This window comes from Carbonatibacter coralli (assembly GCF_039592655.1).
GTDB lineage: Bacteria > Pseudomonadota > Alphaproteobacteria > Kiloniellales > Kiloniellaceae > Carbonatibacter > Carbonatibacter coralli.
Window position 1 is genome coordinate 543,663 of sequence record NZ_JBBUTJ010000001.1, and the last position, 23,713, is coordinate 567,375.

General features: G+C 55.1%; 17 protein-coding genes and 1 tRNA gene. 6 read left to right on the forward strand and 12 right to left on the reverse strand.

Annotated features, from left to right (window positions below; translation table 11 throughout):
* Window positions 1–214: 214 nt before the first annotated feature.
* Window positions 215–928 (forward strand): hypothetical protein, encoded by a 714-nt coding sequence (locus AAAH10_RS02440; protein ID WP_343560186.1) that lies wholly within the window; start codon window positions 215–217, stop codon window positions 926–928.
* Window positions 929–933: 5 nt separating this feature from the next.
* Here the strand turns inward: AAAH10_RS02440 and AAAH10_RS02445 are convergent, their stop codons facing one another.
* The 6 genes from AAAH10_RS02445 to AAAH10_RS02470 all read right to left on the reverse strand — a co-directional run bounded on the left by AAAH10_RS02445 (window position 934) and on the right by AAAH10_RS02470 (window position 9,297).
* Window positions 934–1,413 carry a hypothetical protein gene (locus AAAH10_RS02445; RefSeq protein WP_343560188.1) on the reverse strand — a complete coding sequence of 160 codons (480 nt, stop codon included), beginning with the start codon at window positions 1,411–1,413 and terminating at the stop codon, window positions 934–936.
* Window positions 1,414–1,421: 8 nt separating this feature from the next.
* The gene (locus AAAH10_RS02450) at window positions 1,422–3,455 is read right to left on the reverse strand and encodes a protein kinase family protein (protein ID WP_343560190.1); all 2,034 of its coding nucleotides are present in this window, start codon (window positions 3,453–3,455) and stop codon (window positions 1,422–1,424) included.
* A 190-nt stretch (window positions 3,456–3,645) separates the two neighbouring features.
* Window positions 3,646–4,947 (reverse strand): adenylosuccinate synthase, encoded by a 1,302-nt coding sequence (locus AAAH10_RS02455; protein WP_343560192.1) that lies wholly within the window; start codon window positions 4,945–4,947, stop codon window positions 3,646–3,648.
* Between the two features lie 15 nt (window positions 4,948–4,962).
* On the reverse strand, window positions 4,963–6,126 hold the full coding sequence (locus tag AAAH10_RS02460) for an ATP phosphoribosyltransferase regulatory subunit (RefSeq protein ID WP_343560193.1): 1,164 nt from the start codon (window positions 6,124–6,126) through the stop codon (window positions 4,963–4,965).
* A 347-nt stretch (window positions 6,127–6,473) separates the two neighbouring features.
* Complete coding sequence (serA, locus tag AAAH10_RS02465; protein ID WP_343560195.1) at window positions 6,474–8,081, reverse strand: phosphoglycerate dehydrogenase; 1,608 nt, start codon at window positions 8,079–8,081, stop codon at window positions 6,474–6,476.
* A 52-nt stretch (window positions 8,082–8,133) separates the two neighbouring features.
* Window positions 8,134–9,297 carry a phosphoserine transaminase gene (locus AAAH10_RS02470; RefSeq protein WP_343560197.1) on the reverse strand — a complete coding sequence of 388 codons (1,164 nt, stop codon included), beginning with the start codon at window positions 9,295–9,297 and terminating at the stop codon, window positions 8,134–8,136.
* 371 nt (window positions 9,298–9,668) lie between these two features.
* Between AAAH10_RS02470 and AAAH10_RS02475 the strand changes: the two genes are divergently transcribed.
* Window positions 9,669–11,456 (forward strand): SLC13 family permease, encoded by a 1,788-nt coding sequence (locus AAAH10_RS02475; protein ID WP_343560199.1) that lies wholly within the window; start codon window positions 9,669–9,671, stop codon window positions 11,454–11,456.
* A gap of 100 nt (window positions 11,457–11,556) precedes the next feature.
* The gene (locus AAAH10_RS02480) at window positions 11,557–12,960 is read left to right on the forward strand and encodes a multicopper oxidase domain-containing protein (RefSeq protein ID WP_343560201.1); all 1,404 of its coding nucleotides are present in this window, start codon (window positions 11,557–11,559) and stop codon (window positions 12,958–12,960) included.
* A 20-nt stretch (window positions 12,961–12,980) separates the two neighbouring features.
* Here the strand turns inward: AAAH10_RS02480 and AAAH10_RS02485 are convergent, their stop codons facing one another.
* Entirely contained in the window at window positions 12,981–13,811 is an 831-nt protein-coding gene (locus AAAH10_RS02485) for a PhzF family phenazine biosynthesis protein (protein WP_343560203.1), read from the reverse strand.
* Window positions 13,812–13,923: 112 nt separating this feature from the next.
* Here AAAH10_RS02485 and AAAH10_RS02490 point away from each other — a divergent pair, with 112 nt between their 5' ends.
* Complete coding sequence (locus tag AAAH10_RS02490) at window positions 13,924–15,318, forward strand: aminotransferase-like domain-containing protein (RefSeq protein WP_343560205.1); 1,395 nt, start codon at window positions 13,924–13,926, stop codon at window positions 15,316–15,318.
* Window positions 15,319–15,363: 45 nt separating this feature from the next.
* Here the strand turns inward: AAAH10_RS02490 and AAAH10_RS02495 are convergent, their stop codons facing one another.
* Window positions 15,364–17,064, reverse strand: coding sequence for a methyl-accepting chemotaxis protein (locus AAAH10_RS02495; RefSeq protein ID WP_343560207.1), 1,701 nt, complete (start codon window positions 17,062–17,064; stop codon window positions 15,364–15,366).
* A 221-nt stretch (window positions 17,065–17,285) separates the two neighbouring features.
* Between AAAH10_RS02495 and AAAH10_RS02500 the strand changes: the two genes are divergently transcribed.
* A complete protein-coding gene (locus tag AAAH10_RS02500) occupies window positions 17,286–18,191 on the forward strand; it encodes an EamA family transporter (protein WP_343560209.1) in 906 nt (301 codons plus the stop codon).
* A gap of 80 nt (window positions 18,192–18,271) precedes the next feature.
* On the opposite strand, the gene AAAH10_RS02505 is transcribed toward AAAH10_RS02500, so the two are convergent.
* Window positions 18,272–18,346 (reverse strand) — tRNA-Gln (locus AAAH10_RS02505).
* Window positions 18,347–18,600: 254 nt separating this feature from the next.
* Between AAAH10_RS02505 and AAAH10_RS02510 the strand changes: the two genes are divergently transcribed.
* On the forward strand, window positions 18,601–19,083 hold the full coding sequence (locus AAAH10_RS02510; protein ID WP_343560211.1) for a peptidoglycan-binding domain-containing protein: 483 nt from the start codon (window positions 18,601–18,603) through the stop codon (window positions 19,081–19,083).
* A gap of 17 nt (window positions 19,084–19,100) precedes the next feature.
* Here the strand turns inward: AAAH10_RS02510 and AAAH10_RS02515 are convergent, their stop codons facing one another.
* The 3 genes from AAAH10_RS02515 to AAAH10_RS02525 form a co-directional block, all read right to left on the reverse strand.
* A complete protein-coding gene (locus tag AAAH10_RS02515) occupies window positions 19,101–19,976 on the reverse strand; it encodes a 4-(cytidine 5'-diphospho)-2-C-methyl-D-erythritol kinase (RefSeq protein WP_343560213.1) in 876 nt (291 codons plus the stop codon).
* Window positions 19,977–19,978: 2 nt separating this feature from the next.
* The gene (locus tag AAAH10_RS02520; RefSeq protein ID WP_343560215.1) at window positions 19,979–21,712 is read right to left on the reverse strand and encodes a tetratricopeptide repeat protein; all 1,734 of its coding nucleotides are present in this window, start codon (window positions 21,710–21,712) and stop codon (window positions 19,979–19,981) included.
* Window positions 21,713–21,979: 267 nt separating this feature from the next.
* Entirely contained in the window at window positions 21,980–23,641 is a 1,662-nt protein-coding gene (locus AAAH10_RS02525) for an electron transfer flavoprotein-ubiquinone oxidoreductase (RefSeq protein WP_343560217.1), read from the reverse strand.
* Window positions 23,642–23,713: the final 72 nt, after the last annotated feature.

Below are 23,713 nucleotides of genomic sequence, written 5' to 3' on the forward strand. Positions count from 1 at the left end.
TTTCGCCTGACTGCTTTCCATTGCCCTTTTGGAGAGCTGACACTTTTACACAGATAGAACCTTCAAAAGAAATCATTGTTAAACTTATTTTGAATCAAACAGTTATTTGATTTTTTACCCAGAAACAAAACAATTTCAGTAACGGTATGGAAACTTTCTGAAACACTTGGTAGCTTGGGGCATCTCTTCAGAAAAACCGAGCACAGCCCACACAATGAATAACTTTCACAGACACTGTTCCCTCCCTTCGTTTCTCTGGCTCTGGGCACCCCTGCTGGTTGCCGTCAGCCTTGTCTTTGCCTTCCATCTGCTTTCGCAAGATGCTTATGAAACCTGGATCGGCAGCGAGGAAACAGGGCTTCTGGAAGGAGCTCATGCTGTCATTCCCTTTGTCTCGGCTGCTTTCGCCCTTGCACTGCTGATCAGCAAGGTATCCCGTCACCTGCCCCTGCTGCGCGTTATTTGCATTGTTCTCATTGCCGGGAACATCTACATCGGCGGGGAAGAAGCCAGCTGGGGACAACACTGGTTCGGCTGGGAAACATCGGATGAATGGTCAGCCATCAATGACCAGGGCGAGACCAATCTTCACAACACATCCTCATGGCTGGACCAGAAGCCACGGGCCTTGCTCGAAATCGGAGTCATTGTCGGAGGACTTGTCTTTCCGATTGTCGGATACTTTTACCCTGCTCTCTGGAACTGGAAGCTGTCGTTCTTCTACCCGTCACCTCAGTTTTTCGTAACGGCCCTGATTGCGGAATTCTCCAAGAACAGCGAGCGGCTTCTCTCGGCTCTGGGCAGTGACTTCAGGCTTTTCAACAGAGCCAGCGAAGTTCAGGAAACCTATTTTGTCTGGTTTTTGCTTCTCTATATTCTGCTCATGTATTGCAGAGCCAGAAGAAGCCATGAAGGCCATCAGGACTGACGGGATCATCCCTGCTGACTGTTGCCCTCATCGTCCTCAAAGCCGGCCTCGCTCTCCCCGGGCGGGGGATTGGCCCCGATAACCTCCTGCCCCCAGGCATCAACGAGCTCGTTCTGGACCTTGACCAGTTCCTCGACTTTCCTGTCAGAAGCAGAAGAGAGATAAATCTTCACAATGGGGGGAACCGACAGGAACAGGCCAACGCCCAAAGCGGCAGCAACATAGGCCATCACAATGTTACCCGGCGAAAACATCAGCGATGTTGAGACAGCATAGGTCTGGCCGTGTTCCCACAGCTTGATGACAGCGGGCATTGCACCACAGAAATTGGGCATGGCCATGGTGAGGCTCAGGTATTTCGGCCTGCCCTTGTCCAGCATGAAGACAACGCCTGACGGCAGCATCAGAAAGGCCAGCAACAAGACAGTCGGCATCAGGACTGCAGCAACCAGCAAAAGAACCACAAGAAGTCCTATACGCCCCATAATCTCTCCTACAATACCATGCCAAGCGTCATGAACATCAGAGCCAGCATCGAGAGAACTGCCGAAACGATGGCAGCAGCACGCCCTGCAGTGTCCCTGACATGATCAGAGGTTTGCCATCCCCCTTCATGCAGCCATTTGATCTGGGCATGCAGGCCGCTGTACACCTGTTGCGCCGTTTCAAAACCCATCTTGTCCTGGGCCTCGAACTTCGGATTGTCCAGCAAATACCCCAGATTATCCAGATCACCCTTTTCCGAGACAATATCCAGCGCCTTGCGCATTTCATCCCTGAAATATGTGTTCTTGAACTGCTCGATCTGTTCCAGCAACAGATTGGCGAAATAGGCCGTCAGATTGGGATAGCTCATGTTCCCGTGAGCCGACTGGGCATGCCCCAGCAAACGCAGATAGCTTCTGACCACGGTGATGAAATCGTCACTCAGCATCTGCCGGAGCGTCTTGTCATGCGAGCCTTTGAGATTCTTGCTGATAAAAGCCAGAATATGTTCGTCCACAGGGATCCCGTCCAGCGCACCAGCCTTGGCCTGCTGTTCGAGAATAGCCAGAAGCGAAGCCAGATCGGCACAATAGTTTTCCCCGAGCAACGGCGAAAGACAGGGCATGCCGTCACAACCGTCATAGATCGCCCGCGGCATTCCGTAACCCGGGAAATCCTTTTCCAGGGTTGTTTCCATATGATCCAGCGATTTCAGGGCCGAAATCGAGTCCAGACCAACATTCTTCCTGAAGCTCAGCCACTGGTGGGCCAGCTTCATCTTGATGACTTCAATCACGTCCTTGACAGACTGATCATCACCGGAGCTGACAGCAAGACCAAGTGTGTGGATCACACCGTTAAATCGCAGGGAGAGATCCCGGTAGTGAATAGGCGCATTGTTGTCCATCGAGATCAGAACACTCGCCAGGCCGCGATCGGCAATGTCGCCCATTCCGGCATAGACCGCGCTGACATTGACTGAATTACGGACCTGGTTGCCCATGTCCTCGTTCAAAAGGGCGCGCTTGACCCAGTTTTCCAGCTCATTGTTTTCATTCACCAGATCCTTGGCGTCCTGCCAACTCCGGGAAAAGCCATAGGCCAGACTTCGAGCCGTCCAGTGCTCCTTGCCATTGAACTTGAAATAGCGCACGGCCTTGGGCGGCAAACCGGCAAGTTTCGGGCTTTGCTGCCGGCCACTCATCCAGAACTCAAGATCTTCCAGTCCCCACCGGTCGGCAGCGTTGTCACTGAGCAGCCCCCGCAAGGGCTCCATCAGCCGAAGCGGGATACGGTTTTGTCCTATCAGAGCTCCGTAGGACCCGTGCTTCAGCTTTCGCGCAACAACGTCTTCCTCGGAAAGACCGTCGCAAAGCGTACCGCCCATAGCAAACTGGGCCATGATGACACCAAAGGAATAGAAATCGTCGTCATGCGTTCCCGGTCCCTTGCCGATAGGCGAGCACTGTCCCAGATCGATCGGCTCGTAAAGCGCAGGCTGAAACAATCCGGCAGGGGTCGATACAAATTCCCCCAGAGTGACAAGTCCTGCCTCGTCAATGTAGATGTTGTCGGCACGAATGGCCCTGTGTGCAATCGAGCGCTGGGAACATTCCCTGAAAAAGTTAACCACCCTGCTCACAAAGCCATGAAGGATATCGTCTTCCTTGAGCTTCGGGATATCCGGATAATCCGGGGTCAGGAGCTTGCGGCCGTTCGGCTCCTCAAAAATGATCACATAGCGGAAGATCCCGTCCTCGGGAAAGAGGATAGCCCCACCGTCAACAGGCGTGACAACGCCCAGCCGTGCAATTCTGGAAGCCAGACGCATAATGTCTTGTCGGGGCGGGTATTTTTTCTGGCAGACCAACGCAAAAAAACGCCGCCCCGGACCACTCTTGCTCCTGGCCTCGACCGCAAGCGTACCGGGAGACTGGAAATCCGGGCGACGGCTGGACATCAGGATCTCGAAACGATCCCCGAAGTCTACCGTCTGCTGCAAATGCGCCAGATCATTCTCCAGATTTGCAATATCGATCATACCCTGTTCCAGGATCCCATACGCCAGCATTGTTCCAGAAGAGAATATACCCTAAAGGCAAAAGAAAAAAGCCCGACAAAGCAATAGCTAAGGGCAAAAAACTGTTTTTGTTCACAAAAGACCGCAACCGAATCAAAAACCCCGGCACCGAAAAGCACCGGGGTTTCCACAAAACACGCAGGACAGGCGTCTATTTCTGAGGATGGAACGGATCCTGAACCAGAATGGTGTCATCACGCTCCGGGCTTGTTGACAGCAGTGCAACCGGCGCCTCGATCAGTTCTTCGATACGACGAATGTATTTGATCGCTGTTGCCGGAAGATCGGCCCAGCTGCGCGCACCATAGGTGCTTTCAGACCAACCCTGCAGGGTTTCATATACCGGCTCCACCTTGGCCTGTGATTTGGCCAGGGCCGGCAGGTGGTCATAAACCTCGCCATCAATCCGGTAACCAACACAGATCTTCAGTTCGTCCAGACCGTCAAGGACATCCAGCTTCGTCAGTGCAATTCCGGAAACCCCGCCAAGTTTGCAGGACTGGCGCACCAGGACCGCATCAAAATAGCCACAGCGGCGCTGACGACCTGTTACAGTTCCGAACTCGCGGCCACGTTCGCCAAGACGCTGACCGATTTCATCATCCAGCTCTGTCGGGAACGGACCGGAACCAACACGGGTTGTGTAGGCCTTGGTAATCCCCAGAACAAAACCGACCTGACCTGGACCGATACCGGAACCACAGGCAGCCTGTCCCGCCATGGTGTTGGAAGAGGTCACAAAAGGGTAGGTTCCGTGATCGACATCCAGCATGGCGCCCTGGGCACCTTCAAAGAGAACACGCTTGTCTGTTTTCCGGGCTTCTTCCAGACGCTGCCAGACAACATCAACGTGAGGCAGAAGCTTTGGCGCAATCTCGAGCAGCTTTTCAACCAGATCGTCCTGGTCAACCTCGGGCTGTCCAAGGCCGCGCAGGATTGCGTTGTGGTGAATCAGCAGGGCTGCCACACGCTCGCGCAGTGTGTCCTCACACGCCAGATCACAGACGCGAATGGCGCGACGCCCGACCTTGTCTTCGTAGGCTGGTCCGATGCCCCGGCCTGTTGTACCAATCTTGGTTTCACCGGAAGCAGCAGCTTCACGCGCACGGTCCACAGCGCCGTGCAGTGGCAGGATCAGTGCAGCGTTCTCGGCAATTTTGAGATTCTCGGCAGAAAGGTCAACGCCCTGCTCACGCAGGCGCTCCATTTCGTCAACCAGTGCCCACGGATCAATAACGACACCATTGCCAATGATGGATGTCTTGCCCTTGCGGACAATACCGGATGGCAACAGGGACAGCTTGTAAACCTCTCCGTCAATAACCAGAGTATGCCCCGCATTGTGACCGCCCTGGAAACGCACGACAACATCGGCGCGCTCTGACAGCCAATCAACGATTTTACCCTTACCTTCATCACCCCACTGGGTGCCGACCACTGCAACGTTGGACATTCGTCTTTTCCTACTCTATCCCTCTGTGCCGATTTCATTTACATGACCGTCCACCAAAATCCGGTCACAGCCTTGTTTGCGGGCTTCTTCCCGCGCGTCATCCTCTGCCTTGAGACCTGTAATTGTCACCCAGCCCTGGGCGCGAAGCGCAACACCGTCCTCATGGCGCGTTCCATAAGGCAGGTAAATGCGGCGCGGCTGCTTGGGCTGCGGCAAGGCTCTCAAAACGGTATCCATATAAAGGGTGAAACCTGTCGCGCTCTCGGTTGTTTCATCAGCAGCAACAGAATCATATCGTCCACCACGTCCAAGCTCTCCGCGAACAGAACGTGCAAAAAAGATAAAGCTCAGGCCCGTGTGATATTCAAAGCCCCGGTGTTCCACCAGATCAACCGTCAGCGACAGTTCCGGTTCAACAGAACGGATCAGCGCAACAACCTGTGCGACCCTGTCCAGCGCAACCCTGGCATCACCTGTCAGCTTCAGGCTTTCTGCATAGGCAAGAATGCTCTCTGCCGGTCCTGCCGTTTTCAGCAGGGCAAGGAAAAGCTCCCTACCGGAACCGTCGACAAGTTTTGCAACCTCGGCAGCATCCTTGCGATCCAGAGCCTCACGCAGGGACTTGGCCGTCTCGCCTTCAATGCCTTCAGCAGCCATCACGGCCGAAACAAGAGTGGGCATGTTGATATCAACAGAGAGGTCCTTGACCCCGACGCCTTCAAGCGCGGCAACAGCCTGCAGGATGACCTCCGCATCGGCCTCTGCCTGGGTGGCACCGATCAGCTCGGCTCCGACCTGGCGAAACTGACGCTCCGGCCTCAACTGGCTGCCTCGCACCTGCAGCACTTCTCCTGCATAGCAAAGGCGCAAGGGGCGCGGCTGGTTCAGCAAGCGGGTCGAGGCTACCCGCGCAACCTGTGGCGTAATATCCGCACGCAATCCCATCATGTGATGGGAAACAGGATCCATCAGCCGGAAAATCTGCTGGGAAAGGGATTCACCTGCACCGGAAAGCAGAGCCTTTTCGAATTCAAGCAAAGGTGTCTTGATACGGCCATATCCTGCCAGGGCAAAGCTGTGCACCAGACGCTCTGTCACATCCGCTTCATGAGCCGCCGCAGGGAACAGCACATCCTGCAATCCTGCCGGCAACAAGGCCTTTTCATTCTGTTTGCTCATATTCTCAAGCCCTCACGACGTCTGGTGTCCACCCCAAAGGCAGACAGGCACGCACAACAAATCCCGCGAGACGCGCGGTTCTGCGTACAGGAATCGAATTGTCAGTGAAAAAACCGGATTTCCTGTTCAGGTCGCAGCCAGCGGCGACAGTTCAAACAGGTGTCACGTGTTACAGCGCATGACCCGAGCAGAAAACGGGTGGCCTTTTCGCTCATTATCTAGCGCCTTTGCTGAATGGGGGCAACAGGAATCCGAAAGAGAAGGTCTATTCCGTCCCGGCAAATCACAAAAAACGGGCTCTGCCACCCGGCAAAGCCCGTTCAATCAGTCAGAGCGCCCGAACGGGATCAGTTGAATTGCAGAAGCTCAAGCTTTCGCACAGAAGGGAGAGTTCTCAACTCTGTGAGCAATTCAGGGGCTGGTGCCGTGTCCAGCGCAACCAGCGCCAGAGCCCCAGAATCCGGGGCGTCCTTCTGGCGACCCAGATGGAATGTTGCAATGTTCACACCGGCATCCCCCAGCTTTTGCCCCAGTGCACCGATCAGCCCCGGCTTGTCATCGTTGCTGACATAGAGCATCGGTCCGGCAAGCTCGGCTTCAATTGTGATCTCGTTAACCGCCACGATCCGCGGATGCTTGCCACTGAACAGCGTTCCCGCCACAGACAGGCATTCTCCATTCTCGCAATTGATCTGCAAACGGATAAGAGACTGATAATCGCAGTCATCCGCAACCTGCACATCCCTGACAGCGATCCCGCGCTCCTTGGCAACAAGTGCAGAGTTCACGGCATTGACTCCTTCCATCGTTGGCTTCAGCAACTGGGACAGCAGCTTTTGAACCAGCGGGCGCGTGTTGAGATCAGCAGCTTCTCCGTGATACTCCACTGTGACATCCCTGATCGCAGAACCGATCAACTGTCCGCCAAGCTGCCCCAGTGTATGCGCCAGAGCCATGAAGGGCACCAGTTTGCGGGCTTCTTCCGCCTGCAGGGAAGGAGTGTTCACAGCATTGGAAATTGCACCGTTCAGGAGGAAATCACTGATCTGATCCGCAACCTGCAAGGCCACATTTTCCTGCGCTTCTTCCGTAGAAGCTCCCAGATGCGGGGTCAAAACGACATTGGGCAAATCAAAAAGAACGCAATCCTTCGCCGGTTCGACCTCGAAAACGTCCAGTGCCGCTCCGGCGACATGTCCGCTTTCAAGCGCTTCCTTAAGGTCCGCTTCAACGACCAGCCCACCGCGCGCGCAGTTGATCACCCGCACACCCTTTCTGGTTTTCGCCAGATTGTCCCTGTTGATGATTCCCCGTGTCTGATCGGTCAAAGGGACGTGCAGGGTAATAAAATCAGCGGCCCCGAGCAGTTCATCCAGTTCAACCCTGGTGACGCCCAGATCCCGGGCACGCTCCTGCGTCAGGAAGGGATCATAGGCCAGCACCTTCATTTTCAGGCCCAAAGCCCGATCCGCAACAATGGCACCGATGTTTCCGCAACCGATCAGCCCCAGCACCTTGGCGTTCAGTTCCGTTCCCATAAATCTGGATTTTTCCCAGAGTCCCTGATGGGTGGACGCATTTGCAGCCGGAAGATGGCGCGCCAGGGCGAAGATCATCCCGATTGTATGTTCGGCTGTGGTGACAGAGTTTCCATGGGGCGTGTTCATCACGATCACACCTTTTTTCGTCGCAGCCTCCCTGTCGACATTGTCAACGCCGATACCGGCACGACCAACAACCTTCAGATGATCTGCCGCCTCCAGAATATCACTCGTCACCTTTGTTGCAGAGCGGATTGCCAGACCGTCATATTGGGGAATGACCGCCATCAGTTCTTCCGGACTCAGCCCTGTTTTGACATCAACATCTAGCCCTCTCTCGCGGAAAACGGCTTCGGCTTTCGGGCTCATCTTGTCGGCAATCAGGACCTTTGGTGTTTTCTTCGTATTTGTCATCGTTCAAACTCTTTCATAGCTAACCGGGTTCTCAAATTCGGGAAATCTCGCATCACGACTGATAGCGATTCGAGACCTCCGCGTAGGCCCAGTCCAGCCAGGGCAGGAGTGCTTCAATGTCCGGGGTTTCAACAGTGGCCCCGCCCCAGATACGAAGACCGGGAGGCGCATCGCGATAACCTGCGATGTCATAGGCAATCCCGTCTTCTTCCAGCAGGTTGCAAAGATACTTGATCGCACCGCGCTGCCTGGCTTCATCCAGCGCAACAAACCAGCTTTCTGTCAGGTTCAGACAAATCGATGTGTTGGAAAGCGTTCCCTCCTCCTGCGCCAGAAAGGACACCCAGCCCCGGTCTTTCACCCAGGCTTCAACAGCTGCCAGATTGCTGTCGCACCGCCGATGCAATGCAGGCAGACCACCGATGCTCTCGGCCCAGTTCAGACTGTCCAGCGCATCTTCAACGGCAAGCATGGAGGGCGTGTTGATTGTTGCGCCTTCAAAAATTCCCCGGATCAGCTTTCCATCCTTGGTCAAACGGAAAATCTTCGGCAAGGGACGCTGAGGGGCGAAACTCTCCAGCCTCTCGACAGCGCGCGGGCTCAGGGCAAGCATGCCGTGCGCGGCTTCGCCACCGAGCACTTTCTGCCAGGACCAGGTCACGACATCAAGCTTCTCCCACGGAAGATCCTGGGCAAAGGCGGCAGAGGTCGCATCACAGATCGTCAACCCCTTCCGGTTGTCGGCAATCCAGCTCCCGTCCGGCACACGCACACCCGACGTTGTCCCGTTCCAGGTAAAAACAACGTCTCTGTCACAATCCACATCGGACAAAGCGGGCAGCTCACCATAGGGAGCCTCCAGGATCCGCAGATCATCCAGTTCAAGCTGGTTCCGGATATCGCCAGCCCAGCCCTTGCCGAAGCTTTCCCAGACCAGAACATCAACACCGCGCTCTCCCAGAAGGGACCAGAGGGCCATCTCCACAGCGCCAGTATCCGACGCCGGAACGATCCCCAGCAGGTAATCTTCGGGAATGCCCAGCAGGGCGCGCGACTTTTCAATAACCTGTTGCAGTTTTTTCTTGCCGCCAGACGCTCTGTGGGAACGGCCCGACCAGCAGTCAGCCAACGCAGAAACAGACCAGCCGGGGCGTTTTGCGCAAGGGCCGGAAGAAAAACAGGGATTGGCTGGCTTGATGACAGGTTGTTCAGTCATTTTGGTTTATTAAGCTCCAGATTTGAGGATGGATGGGGACATTTTGTTTTTGCGACATCATCTGTAACCGAAGTGTCGTTTTTTGATATTAAACAGTCGCTTTAAGCCAAATCAACGGCATTTTGTTCATTTTCTGCGCTTTCTTTCCTTTTAGTCCTAAAGTTTCAAAAGCCGGAGGCCAAACGACTTTTTTTTTCAAAAAAGCCTCAAAAAATGAACAGCTTCCCATTTTGCCACGAGACCATAACTTTCCATTCCAAACGACTCCTGATCCCTGTACTATCGAAAATGGTTGGAAAAAGCTCACACAGAAAATATAAGGCGTTCAACAGATGTTCCAACTCGGGGAATGAACAGCGAACGGCAGAACCATGCTGACAGATCAAACGATCGTTTTTCTCATCATCGGTCTTGCTCTTGTTTTTTTTATCTGGGGGCGTTTTCGGTATGACCTTGTGGCCATGATGGCCCTGATCTCCAGCGTTCTGCTGGGGGTTGTCCCGTCGGATCAGGCCTTCGTCGGCTTTGGTCATCCGGCAGTCATCACCGTTGCAGCAGTCCTGATCATTTCACAGGCCCTGCGCCAGTCCGGGCTGATTGAGCAGGCCTCCCGCCTGATGGAGCCCTTCTCCCACAACCCGTCCCTGCACATTCTGGCATTGAGCACGCTTGTTGCCTTTTGCTCCGCCTTCATGAACAACGTTGGCGCACTGGCCCTGATGCTGCCTGTTGCCATCCAGAGTGCCTACAAAAGCGGTCGTCCGACAAGTGAAGTCCTCATGCCCCTGAGTTTTGGCTCCCTGCTGGGTGGCCTGATGACACTGATCGGCACGCCACCCAACATTATCATTTCCAGCTACAGGGCAGCAGAAACCGGACAGAGCTTTGCCATGTTCGATTTCTTTCCCGTCGGTTTCGGTGTTGCTGTGATCGGCCTGGCCTTTCTTTCCCTGGTCGGCTGGCGCTTCCTGCCAAAACGTGTCGCCCGCAGTGAGGAGAATGACAACCTCTTCCACATCGAGGACTACATCACCGAAGTCCGGGTTACGGATGGCTCCCGAATTATTGGCCGCCGTCTGTTGGAACTCGAACAGCTTGCGGAAGGCAACCTCGTCGCCGTGGCTCTGCTGCGCGGGGAGGATCGCATGCTGGCGCCATCCGGTTACATGCGCCTGCGCGAAGATGACATTCTGACACTGGAAGCAGACACCGCCACACTGAAACAGATTGTCGACGAGCAGAAACTGGAGCTGGTCGGCTCCACGGACTACACGCAGGCCACACTGAAATCCGATCGCGTTGATGTTCTGGAAGCAGTCGTCACCCCCGGGTCGCGCCTTGAAGGCAGAACAGCACAGAGCATTCAGCTTCATGCTCATTACGGTCTGAGCGTTCTGGGTGTCGCAAGACAGGGACAGGCCCTGCACGAACGCCTTGGCCGGGTTCGCTTCAAACCCGGCGACGTTCTGCTGTTACAGGGACTTCGCGAAGAAATGCCGGAAACCTTCTCCGCAATCGGGCTGCTCCCGCTCGCCGAACGTGATATCGAGCTGATGCCGCGTCAGGGTTCCCTTGTTGCCCCCCTGATCTTTGCTCTGGCAATTCTGACTGTGGTCACGGGCCTGCTCCCGGCAGAAATCGCATTTGTCTCTGCTGTCGGTCTGATGGTTCTCAGCGGCAGCTTTCCGCTCAAGGATCTTTATGAATCAGTCGACTGGTCCATTGTCGTCCTCCTGGGCGCCATGATCCCCGTCGGCCTGGCCCTGGACACAACAGGCGGCTCGGCAGCCATCGCCGAACCCCTGATCACCCTTGCTAATCATATTCCGGTCTGGGGGATAATGGCGCTTATGATGCTGGTTACCATGCTTTTGTCCGATGTCATGAACAACGCCGCAACAGCCGTTTTGATGGCACCGATCAGCATTACCATTGCCAAGGCCCTGGGCGTTGCTGTCGATCCCTTCCTGATTGCGGTCGCCATCGGCAGTTCATCCACCTATCTGACCCCCATCGGCCACCAGTCCAACCTGCTCGTTATGGGACCGGGAGGCTATACCTTTGGCGACTACTGGCGAATAGGACTGCCGCTCGACATCATCATCCTGCTGGTTTCCATCCCGCTGATCCTGTTTTTCTGGCCGCTTTACCCCGCCTGAACAGCAACAGACCAAAACTGCGACCTTTTTATAGGTGTCAGCACACCGTCCTTGCGCTATTCTTGCGAACAATTCTCAAGTCAGAACCGGGTTTTGCACCATGCCATTTCTGTCACGCCGACAGCTCCTGAAATCCTCACTGGCAACAGCTGGTGCCCTCTCGTCAGGTGCCCTGCTTGCAGCCTGCTCGACCGGCACAGAAACTGCGGCCCGCTCCGAACCGGATTTCGAACTCAATCCCCATCTGACAGACTTCGGAATTCTGGGAGACAGGCTGACACAAGGCGTCATGAGTTACGGGAACTCGGCTCCGCCTCCCGTTCTGGTTGCCCGGCAGGGCGAACCTTTTTTTACACGCCTGAACAACAGCCTTCCGGAACCGACAACGGTCCACTGGCACGGGATGCGCCTGCCCAATGCAATGGACGGCGTCCCCTTCCTGACCCAGCCCTATGTCTATGACGGGGAAAGCTTTGATTACCGCTTTACACCTCCGGATGCAGGAACCTTCTGGTATCACCCGCACTGCAACACCCTGACCCAGATGAGCAGGGGCCTGAATGGCGTTCTGATCGTCAAAGAAAGGGACGATCCCGGTTTTGATGCCGACATCCCGCTGAATCTCAGGGACTGGCGCCTGGACAGGGAAGGACAGTTCATCGACCTCTATGACCTCAGGAAAAGCGGCAAGGCGGGCACCTTTGGAGCCGTCAAGACAGCGAACTGGATTGAATCCCCCGACTATACCGTGCCAACCGGCGGGCTGATCCGCGTCCGCGTCGTCATCTCCGATGTCACCAGAATCTATCGCCTTTCCTGCAAGGGAGCGACAGCGAAAGTCATCGCAGTGGACAGCCACCCTGTTCCAGAGCCCTTCGATCTGGATTTTGACAGCTTTGGTCCGGGGCAAAGGGTCGATCTTGCCATTCCTGTCCCGCAGGAAGAAGGCCGGACAATCCGGTTGATCAACTCATCCAGCTCGAAGCCGTGGGTGGTCGCAAGCTTTACAGCCTCCGGGGAAAACCGCAAACGCGACACAAGGGAAATCAAGCCTCTGTCTGCCAACCCCGTTCAAAAACCGGACCTTGCCTCCGCAGAAACCCTGGAGCTTGATTTCACGGCAACAGCAGAACAGGCTCCCAAAAGCGGATACTGCGGCACACTCGGTTTTTCTTTCTGGGCCATCAACAAACGGGCCTGGCAAGGCGCCTCGCCGGATCCGATGGCCCCGTTGATGGAATTCAAGCTGGGCAATAGCTATGTCCTGAACATTCGCAACAGAACCCCGCACACGCATCCCGTCCATCTTCACGGTCTGGCGTTCCAGCTGTTGCAGTCGAACAAACGTCCGATCCGCAAACTCTGGACAGACACAGCCCTGGTCCTGCCGGACGAAACAATCCAGGTCGGGCTTGTTGCAGACAATCCGGGAGACTGGCTGCTGCATTGTCACATCATCGAGCACCAGAAAACCGGAATGTCTGCCTATGCCCGCGTCATCTGACCCCCGCGTGCGGAACAGTTTCAGATACGAATGACACCTTCCATATAGAGCGCGGCAAAGCCTGCCATCCGGACGCGATCCCCGTCCAGTCTGACCCAGAGCGTGCCACCACGCCGGGAAATCTGGCGGGCCACCATCTCCTGTTTCCCCAGCTTTTCCGCCCAGTAGGGAACAGATGTGACATGGGCAGAACCCGTTACAGAATCTTCGGGAATACCGCAATGCGGTCCGAAATAGCGGGACACAAAATCAAGCCTGTTGCCATCCGGATCAGGCTTTGAGGCCGGTGCTGTGACAATCAGGCCGTCGCCGGGCAAGGCTTCAACCTTGTCGAGGTTGGGGACAATCGATTCAATCTGTTCCTGATTGTCATAAACCGCCATCAGTTTCGCTGCCCTGACGACGCTCAGGGGACGCAGGCCTACGGCCTGTTCAACGGCATCAAGCTGCTCATCACTGCCGGAAGGGACCCGCGCCGGAAAATCCAGTTCCAGAGCGGCTTTACCATTGATTTCTGTCTGAGCCACCGTCAGATCGCCACTTGCCGTATCAAACACGAAAGCATCCTTCCACTCCGGATGCATGTGCATCAGGGCGGCAGCCGTCGCCAGAGTTGCATGACCACAAAGATCCACCTCTGTCGTTGGCGTAAACCAGCGCAGTCCGGATTTCCCTTCCCCCTTCAGCTGTGACGGGATCACAAAAGCTGTTTCTGCAAGGTTGTTCTCCGCAGCAATCGACTGCATGACAACATCATCAAGCCACTCGTCAACAACGCAGACGGCAGCAGGATTTCCGGCAAAGACACGACCAGTAAAGGCATCAACCTGAAAAAGGGGCAAGTGTTTCATTTTTTGGTTTCCAAGAGATACAATAGAGACAATAATTACCAAATCATAGAAAACAAACAGACTCAATCGATACATTGTCAGCAGACAATGAGGGCAACGAAAGGCACATGTCATGAACAACTGGCTTCCCAAGATGACCTTCTCGGGCGGGGCCCGCTATCTGGCAATTGCCGACGCTCTGGCCCGAGACATCCGCAACGGGATTCTCCAGCCCGGTGACAAGCTGCCCACTCACAGGGATCTGGCCTGGCATCTTGGTGTGACAGTCGGAACGGTAAGTCGGGGCTATGCCGAGGCCGAACGCCGGGGCCTGACCTATGGCGAGGTCGGCAGGGGAACCTTCGTGCTGGGGCCTCTTCCAGCCTACAGTCACAGCATCACACCGGAAGATCAGCACAATGACAATCTCATTGCACTGGACTTTGCCTATCCTCCGGAAGGAGCAGAGGCTCTTGAGCTGGAACAGACCCTGAAACACATTGCAGGCCAGGCTGACATGGGCGCCCTTCTGAGTTACCAGCCGCATACAGGCATGCAGCACCACAGGGAAGCCGGCGCCAAATGGCTGAAAGCCTGTGGCCTTGATGTCTCGGCAACGGATATTGTCCTGACTTCGGGTGGACACCACGCCATTTCAGTGGTTCTGGCTGCAATGGCCCGCCCGGGGGACCGCATTCTCTGTGACGAACTGACTTTCCCCGGCATACAGTCGATTGCACGTCTTCAGGGTCTCAAGACAGAAGGCATCGCCCTTGATTCGGAAGGCATGATCCCCGCAGCACTGGATGAAGCCTGCAAAAACGGGGACGCCAAATTCCTGTACCTTGTGCCGAACTGCCAGAACCCGACAACACGCACTTTGTCCCTGCACCGCCGGGAAGCCCTGGTCGAAGTGGCGCGCAAACACCGTCTCAGCATTATCGAGGACGATGCCTTTACCCGGATGGCGGATGGCAGCGCCCTGCCCACGCTCTATACCCTGGCTCCCGAGAGAACCTACTACTTCTCTTCCCTTTCCAAATCCATCGCACCCGGTCTGCGTATTGGCTATCTCTGCGGCCCGAAGGGAAGCGCCGGAACACTCGCAATGGGCGTCCGCACCACAAGCTGGATGACAGCGCCTATCGCAGCAGAAGTGGCAACACACTGGATAGAGTCCGGCACCGTGGACCGCATTCTGAAAGACAGAATCAGGGAAACAAAGGAAAGAATGGACGAAGCTGTCGCCCTGCTGGAAGGTTACACTTTCGAATACAATCCGGTCGGCCTTTATATCTGGCTTCATTTGCCGGATCAGTGGCGATCCCAGGCCTTTGTCTCCGCAGCCAGACAGAACGGCGTCCTCATCAGCGGATCAGAGCCCTTTGTCGTCGGACGCCGGGTCGCACCACACTGTGTCCGTGTGTGCATCGGAAAGGCCTCTTCACGCGAAACCATGCGTCTGGCGCTGCAGCGTCTCCGCAAGACACTGGAACAGGAGCCGGAGCCAACCCATCCTGTTTTCTAGAACAGGGCAGATCAGCTCCGGCCTTATTACAACCTTCGACAGGCTTTAACCTGCCCTGATTTCACTGAGGAAGCTTTCAAGCGCCGACTTCAATCGTGCCGACTGATTGCTCAGATCATCAGAGGCCTGTGACAGCTCATCGGTAAGATTGGCACTGTCATTGGCTGCAGACTGAACTGAAAGGATATTGTCGGACACCTCTCCGGTTCCCCGGGCGACATCATGCACATTGCTGGTGATTTCCTGGGTGGAGCGATTCTGCTCCTCGACTGCAGCAGAAACCTTCGCAGTCTTGTCATCCACGGCACTGATCTGCTCCAGGATATCATTCACGCTGTGGATGGTCTCCGTGGCACTTTGCTGGATATCGGCAACCTTTTTCGAGATTTCCTCTGTCATGCGGTGCGTCTGGTTGGCCAGAGACTTCACCTCGCCCGCCACAACCGCAAAGCCCTTGCCGGCCTCACCGGCGCGGGCGGCCTCAATCGTGGCGTTAAGTGCAAGCAGGTTGGTCTGCTCAGCCACATCATTGATCGAATTGATCACGCTATCAATATCCTGCACAGCCGTTTGCAGCTCTTTCAGATTGTTCTGGGAACCCTCGGCAGTCTTGGCTGTTTCACGCGCAGTCTGCGCCGTGTCCGTCACACTGCTGGCAATGTCATGAATGGAAGAGGAAAGCTCTTCTGTCGCAGAAGCCACAGCCCTGACATTGACAGACGCCTGTTCCGCAGTCGTTGCAACCGAAGCGGATTTGTTCTTGGTTTCCTTGACAGACTCGGACAGCGTGCGCGCCATGGCCTGCATGCCCTGAGCCGCATTTTCAACAGATTCAACAACACTGCCGACACGACTTTCAAACTGCTGCGCCATTGAAAGCATTGCAGCACGACGTTCATTCTGCTGCTCCTCTTCCTGGGCCTTCTGCTCTTCCTCAAGACGCCTGATCTCGATTGCATTTTGCTTGAAGACACAAACTGCTGTTGTGATTTCGCCGACTTCATCCTTGCTGGTGATATCCGGAACTTCCGTGTCCAGCTTGCCGTCAGCCAGACGGAGCATTGCCTCCGTCAGACCTCTCAGAGGGCTCACTGAACTCTTGAGCCAGAACATGAAGATCAGGCCAATCAGAACCGAGGCCCCGAATACGGCAAGCATCGTGGACATGAAGGCGTTGCCGACCGAACGGGCGACATCCGCTTCCATCATGTTCTTGTCTTCTTCCAGATCGATGAATTCATTGATCACAGCCAGCCATTCCGTAAAGGCCGGACGTGCTTCCGTTGTCAGAATGATATAGGGGAAATCGTACTCTCCGCTGCGTCGCTGCTCGATGATCTGATTGATCAGGGGAACAGTTCTGGCTTCCACTGCCTTGATCCGCTCCAGAATATCGCGTTCGCGCGCATCGGCATCCACCTGTTGAAAGAGCGCATCCATACCTGCCGCCGCCTCGGCATAGTCCCCGGTCAAACGCTCGATCTCGGCTGTAACCTCCTGAAAATTGCTCTCCCCCTGCAACAGCACAAGATCGCGAAGCGCAATGGCCCTGTCGTGTACACTGCCACGAAAGTTGATTGCATAACGTTGCTTGACAGAGTTGATGTCATCAATCTGCGTCAGAGCACGATTGATCTTCTGCACCTCCCAGATCCCTGCAGCTGTGATGATGGCAAACAGCACAATCATCAGGCTGAAACCAATCATCAGGCGCGACTGAATGCGCATATTCCTCACAAAATTCATTTTTCACCATCCCCAGATTAACCAAGTTGCTGCTCAACACATTCTGCAACAATCCTCCTTCTTTATAGGTGGGTAAATCTTACCTATTCCTAAAGAAAACCGTTTTTTTGAATGATTGCTCAAAAAGAAGGACGTCGCAGTTCTGACTGGACATCAACCCAAGGTGTTAATACGAATCAGTGAATCCTACTGCCCTGCCCGAACATTACGAAAGAACAGAGATGGACGCCTGGATCGCACTCTCGGTTGCTGCTGCGGCTTTCCAAACCCTGCGCTTCATGCTGCAGAAACAGCTCAGCACAGCGACCCTGTCAGCAGGCGGGGCAACCTTTTCGCGTTTTTTCTATTCCACACCGATCATTCTGTCTCTGACGACGGGATATCTCTTCTGGCAGAACGCCTCTCTGCCTTCCCTTTCCCTTGCGTTCTTCCTCTACGCCTTTGCTGGGGGCCTGACCCAGATTCTGGCAACCTGGTGCGTCGTGGCCCTTTTCCAGCAAAGAAACTTTGCCGTTGGCATCACGCTCAAGAAAACAGAGGTGCTCCAGACAGCCCTCGTTGGCTTCATTGTTCTCGGGGATCCTGTCTCCCTGACGGGCTTCCTTGCGATCCTGACCGGTTTTCTGGGGGTCCTCTTTCTTTCCAGAAAAAACGGTCCCGCCACAGGCAGACTGCTTGGGAGCTATCTCAACAGGGGAACAGCGCTTGGCCTGCTTTCCGGTGTTTTCTTTGCTGTTTCCGCGGTCGGTTACCGTGGTGCCACACTGGAAATCCAGAGTGATGACGCCCTGCTCAGATCCTCGGTTACCCTGAGTCTGGTGACGCTTGGTCAGACCGCTGGAATGGCGCTGTGGTTGATCCGCAGGGAAGCCGGAGAAATAACCCGTGTCATTGCCGCCAGAAAAACAGCGCTCTGGATCGGGCTTTCGGGAATGGCCGGCAGCCTTTGCTGGTTTACAGCCTTCACGCTGCACAATGCGGCTTATGTTTTCGCGGTCGGCCAGGTTGAGGTGATTTTCTCGATTGCTGCTTCTGCTCTGTTTTTCCATGAAAAAATCACAAGACTGGAGTTCATCGGCATCGCCTTCATCACGCTGAGTGTCGTCGCTCTGGTGTTCGCAGTTTGAAACCGGTCTTCACAATCGGGAAACAGGCGTAGCCCAGCAAAAAAGCCTCTTCAGACCAAAGTCCAAAGAGGCTTTTTATGTGGCTGGGGTGGCTGGATTCGAACCAGCGCATGGCGGTACCAAAAACCGCTGCCTTACCGCTTGGCTACACCCCATCAGTGCGTGTGAGGTGGAATTTACTCAGCGCGGCGCACAAGTCAAGCCAATGAGGACGTTTTTTTTCAGATTCGTTAAAAAAAAGCCCTCACCAAGAGTTTTTTTTCAAAAAATCAGCCACTTAAGCACTCCTCCGCAAACAGCATCCCAAAGAAAAGTTCAGAATCGCATTGTGAAAATTCATTGATTCGCAACCTCCTTCTTTCATACTCAAGCACGCTTCATCCACCACAGGCCTCACGAGCGGGTATTCATGGCAGAACCTCAAACAGAAACCCCCGAACAATCCGGGGAACCCAAAGCCCATAACAAGAGCACCCGCTTCAGAATGATGCTCGCAAGACGCATTCTGCTGGTCTCCAGCCTTTTTATCGTGACGACACTGATCTTTGCCTTCCAGACCCACCTGACACCGACACTGGACACAGCCTCACAGGAAGAAGGTCAACAGACGGCGCCAAACGCAAACACCTTTTCCAAGCCGGAGGATGCCCTGAGTATCAGCTATGGCCTCAGTGTGGAAAGTCTGACTTCCATCGAACAGATGCTTTTCGACCTGCAACTGGATCCGGGTACGATTGATGGTGTCATTGATCAGGAAACCACGTCAGCCATTTCCGTTTACCAGCGCATAACCGGGCTCTCCATTACCGGTCTGCCCAGCCTGGAGCTTCTGGAAAACCTGAAACGAACTGTCGAGAAACTGAAAAACCCGACCAAGGACAACCAATCCTGATCCTGAAAGCGGGCCCCTCAGGACAGTTCAGTCGGCAGTGTCCACCAGCCATGGAGCGATGACAGGATTTCCCCGGCCTGCCTGGCCTCCTGCATCGAAGCAAACAGGCAAAAGCAGGTTGCGCCACTGCCGGACATCGCGCTGAAAAGAGAACCTTTCTGCTGCTCCAGCGCTCCCAGAACATCCCTGATCAGAGGAGCCTGCGAAACAGCGGGCTCCTGCAAGTCATTGGACAGGGTTCCCAACAGATCAACAAGCTCCTGCGCGCCGGACAGTTTCCCGGGCCTTCGGGCAGGCAGGAAGCCTTCATCCAGAGCCGGCGCATTCAGTGCCCTGAAGACAGCAGCAGTCGATACCGCGTCCCCCGGATTGACCAGCAGCACAGGACAAGCCGGAAAATCCTCCAGAACATCGAGCGTCTCACCAATACCGCGCATCCAGCAGGCCTGACTGTGATAACAGACAGGAACATCGGCTCCCAGCGTCCTGCACAGCTCCATCAGGTCCCGCTCAGGAACAGAACAGCCCCAGTACCGCAAGGCAAGACGCAGCGCTGCTGCTGCATCTGCAGAGCCTCCGCCAATCCCCGAGGCAACAGGCAGTTTCTTGTCCAGTGTCACAGAAAAATCGAGGGGACGTCCACTGAGGACAGACAGCGCCTTCAAAGCCCGGACAACCAGATTGTCCTGCTGTTGTTCCTGACGCAAAACGGTACCAAATGGTCCAACGACCTCAAAGGCAAACTGCCCGGAAGGGTTTTGCTCCAGCGTCAGCACATCCCCATCCCCGGCAAAGGCGACAAGGCTTTCAAGCTCGTGATAGCCATCCGACCGCTTTCCCGGAACAGACAGGCTCAGATTGACCTTGGCCCGCGCAACATCCTGCAGCGGCACTCTCACAGTTCCTTCTGGTCTGCAACAACATCGCTATCAAGCGGCGGCAGTCCGTTCAGAAGTTTTTCCTCAATGATCGGCCCCTGACCATCTTCCGGACCGAAGCTCAGTGCTCTGCGCCACTGGAAACGAGCTTCATGACGACGCCCGACACGCCAGTAGGCGTCCCCCAGATGATCGTTGATCGTCGCCTCCTCGGCCTGCAGTTCAACAGCGCGCTCAAGGTAGGTCACCGCGTCCTCAAACTTGCCCAGCCGGTAATAGGCCCACCCCAGAGAGTCGACAATAAAACCATCTTCAGGGCGCAGCTCGACTGCCTTGATCAGCATTTCCTCAGCCTGTTGCAGGTTTCTCTCCTGCTCGACCCAGGAATAGGCGAGATAGTTCAGAACAAAGGGCTGATCAGGAAACAATTCCAGAGCTTTCAGAAAATCCTTTTCGGCCTTTTCCCAATCCTTTGCCCGCTCAAAGGCAATTCCCCTGAAATAAAAGAGGCTCCAGTGGCGATCCTCAATCGTCCCGATGCGCTCAAGCGCCCCGGAATAGGCAACAGCAGCCTCGGCAAAACGCTCTTCGAAGCGCAGGATATTTCCCTTGCGCAAGAGAGGCTCGAAACGATCTGTACGGCTTTGGGCCAGCTCATCAAGCGATGCAATGGCTTCTTCCCTGCGCCCCATCGCATCCAGCTCCTGTGCAATCTGCAAGGCAGATGTCCAGGCAAAGGGGGAATCAGACGGTATGGTTCTGTATGAGGCGACAGCCTCCGCACTCTGCCCCATTGCCTGATAGAGCTCGGCAATAAAGAGGCGTGAATTTTCCTGGGCAATCCCTGTTTGAAGACGCAGGGCCTGCTGCAGATAGATCAGCGCCACATCGGATGCATCCTCCCTGGCCAGCAGCGAAGCAATCGAAAAGAGGATTTCACCAAAGGCTGCCTGCGCATCCGGTACAAGCGGTTCCGGAACAGTGCCGGCGCGCAAGGCTTCCAGCTCACGCCTGAGAACCTCGTTCAACAGACCATCACGCTGCAGCTGCTCCAGAAGCTCAACGGCCTTTTCCATCTGTCCGTGACGGGCATGGAAATTGGCCGCCACCTGCTGCTGCCGCAACGTCGGTTGCTCTGTCTCCATCAACTCCTCAAAGAGCTGCCGGGCCAGATCCTGCTCGCCACTCAGATCAGCAATCAGAGCCTTCTGCTGTTTCCTGAGGGAATCAATGCCTTCATTCGCGCTCAGGGAGTCCAGTGTGGCATAAGCCTGATCTGTCTGCCCCAAAGCCTGATAGGTCCAGGCCCTGTAAAGCGGAAAGGCAATGGCGTTCACACCCCGCTCAGGGATGACAGCCAGTTTTTCAAGCACTCTGTCCCAGTTGCCCAGAAGCGCTTCCTCAACAATCAGCGCTGTATTGGCAAGCGGCTGATCCGGAAGCTCTTCCGAAAGAAGGCGCGCCAGTTCAAGTGTTTTTTCATGCTCGCTTGTTGCAGCAGTCGTCAGAAAGCTCCGTCCGAGGATACCCGGATTGTTCCGGTCAATTTTGCGAACGACTTCAAAAAAATCGGATGCGCTTTTAAAATCATTGCTTTCAAAAGCCCAGTTTCCTGCAAGGTAAGCCCCTTCCAGCGACACATCAGCAGCCCCGTCAACGACAGCAGAATCGTCCACAGGCCAGTTTCCATACCCGTCACCGGCGCCACCTGCTGTCTGGGCAGAGCTGCAGCCGGACAACGTCAAAGCCACAAGAGATGCCTGCACCACAGTCAAGCGCAACGGGGACAGGGACATCAAAAATCGTTTTTTTGCGGACAGGGGCAAACCACTTCCCTTTCATGGACTCTGCTGGGTGAAAAAACACAACAAAAACAGACTGGGGCAAGTGTAACCTTTTGAACCCTAAACGCAAGCTATGGAACGCTCTCTGGACATTCAACTGAACGCGAGCGTCTCACAGAACAGAAAAAAGGGTGCCAGGGCACCCTTTTTCATCACGCGCCAGACTGCTGCTGATCACATGTTCGGATAGTTTGGACCACCCGCACCTTCCGGTGTCACCCAGTTGATGTTCTGTGTCGGGTCCTTGATATCGCATGTCTTGCAGTGCAGACAGTTCTGCGCATTGATCTGAAGGCGTGGATCGCTTCCGTCATCCTCGGTCACGATTTCATATACACCAGCCGGGCAATAGCGCTGCTCCGGCGCATCATAAAGCGCAAGGTTGTGTGAAATCGGAATCGACGTGTCTTTCAGGGTCAGGTGAACAGGCTGATCTTCCTCGTGGTTCGTGCCTGAAATAAAGACAGAGGACAGACGATCAAAAGTCAGCACATTGTCCGGCTTCGGATACTCGATTTTCGGCATATCCGCTGCAGGCTTGAGAGACTCATGATCCGTATGCGTGTGACGGAAAGTCCAGGGCAGCTTGCCCCCAAAGACTTTCAGATCCAGACCGGAATAGAGCATGGAGCCCCAAAGACCGAACTTTGCATGCGCCGGACGGAAGTTGCGCGCTTCATACAGCTCCTTGTAAACCCAGGAGTTTTTGTAGGCTTCGGGATAGCTCTCCAGAACAGCAGGAGTTTCCCCTTCCTCGCCCGCAGCCGTGATGGCCTCAAAGGCTGATTCAGCCGCAAGCATACCGGTCTTCATTGCGTTGTGACTGCCCTTGATCTTTGCAACGTTCAGGAAACCTGCCGTACAGCCGATCATTGCGCCACCCGGGAAAGCCAGATCCGGAACAGACTGGAAACCGCCTTCGTTCAGCGCACGCGCCCCATAGGAAATACGCTTGCCGCCTTCGAGCATCTCCGCGATCTTCGGATGCGTTTTGAAACGCTGGAACTCCCCGAACGGGAAGAGATGCGGGTTCTGGTAATCCAGACCGACAACATAGCCCACATAAGCCTGACCATCACCGATGTGATAGATAAAGGAACCGCCCCAGGTGGAGTTGTCCATCGGCCAGCCGCCAGTATGAATAACTGTGCCCTGCTTGTGCTTCGCAGGATCAAGCTGCCACAGCTCCTTCATGCCGATACCATAGGTCTGCGGATCACAATTCTTGCGCAGATCAAAACGCTGCATCAGCTGTTTGGACAGGTGACCACGGCACCCTTCAGCAAAGAAAGTATACTTGCCGTGGAGCTCCATGCCCGGCATGTAGGTGTCCTTTTGCTCACCGGTTTTGGAAACACCCATGTCACCGGTTGCCACGCCCTTGACCCGGCCATCCTCGTGGAAGACCACTTCGGCAGCAGCAAAACCCGGATAGATTTCAACACCCAGCGCCTCGGCCTGCTCTCCCATCCAGCGACAGACGTTTCCAAGGGAAACAATGTAATTGCCGTGGTTGTGCATCTGCTTTGGCAGCAGCGGAATGGGCAGGTTCATGGAACCTGTTTCCGTCAGCAGCATGAACTCTTCATTTTCGACCGGCACATCCAGCGGAGCGCCCTTTTCCTTCCAGTCAGGGATCAGTTCGTTCAGCGCTGTCGGCTCGAGAACAGCACCCGAGAAAATATGCGCTCCGACTTCAGAACCCTTTTCCAGAACACAGACAGAAACTTCCTTGCCCGATTCGATGCTCATTTGACGCAGTTTGATCGCCGCAGCAAGGCCCGCCGGACCCGCGCCAACAATCACGACGTCATATTCCATATATTCGCGTTCCATGATCCCTACTCTCCAAATAGTAAGCGGCCCGGGAGCCCTTAGTCTGTTGCAGCCAGTCTTGAGCCGACCTTT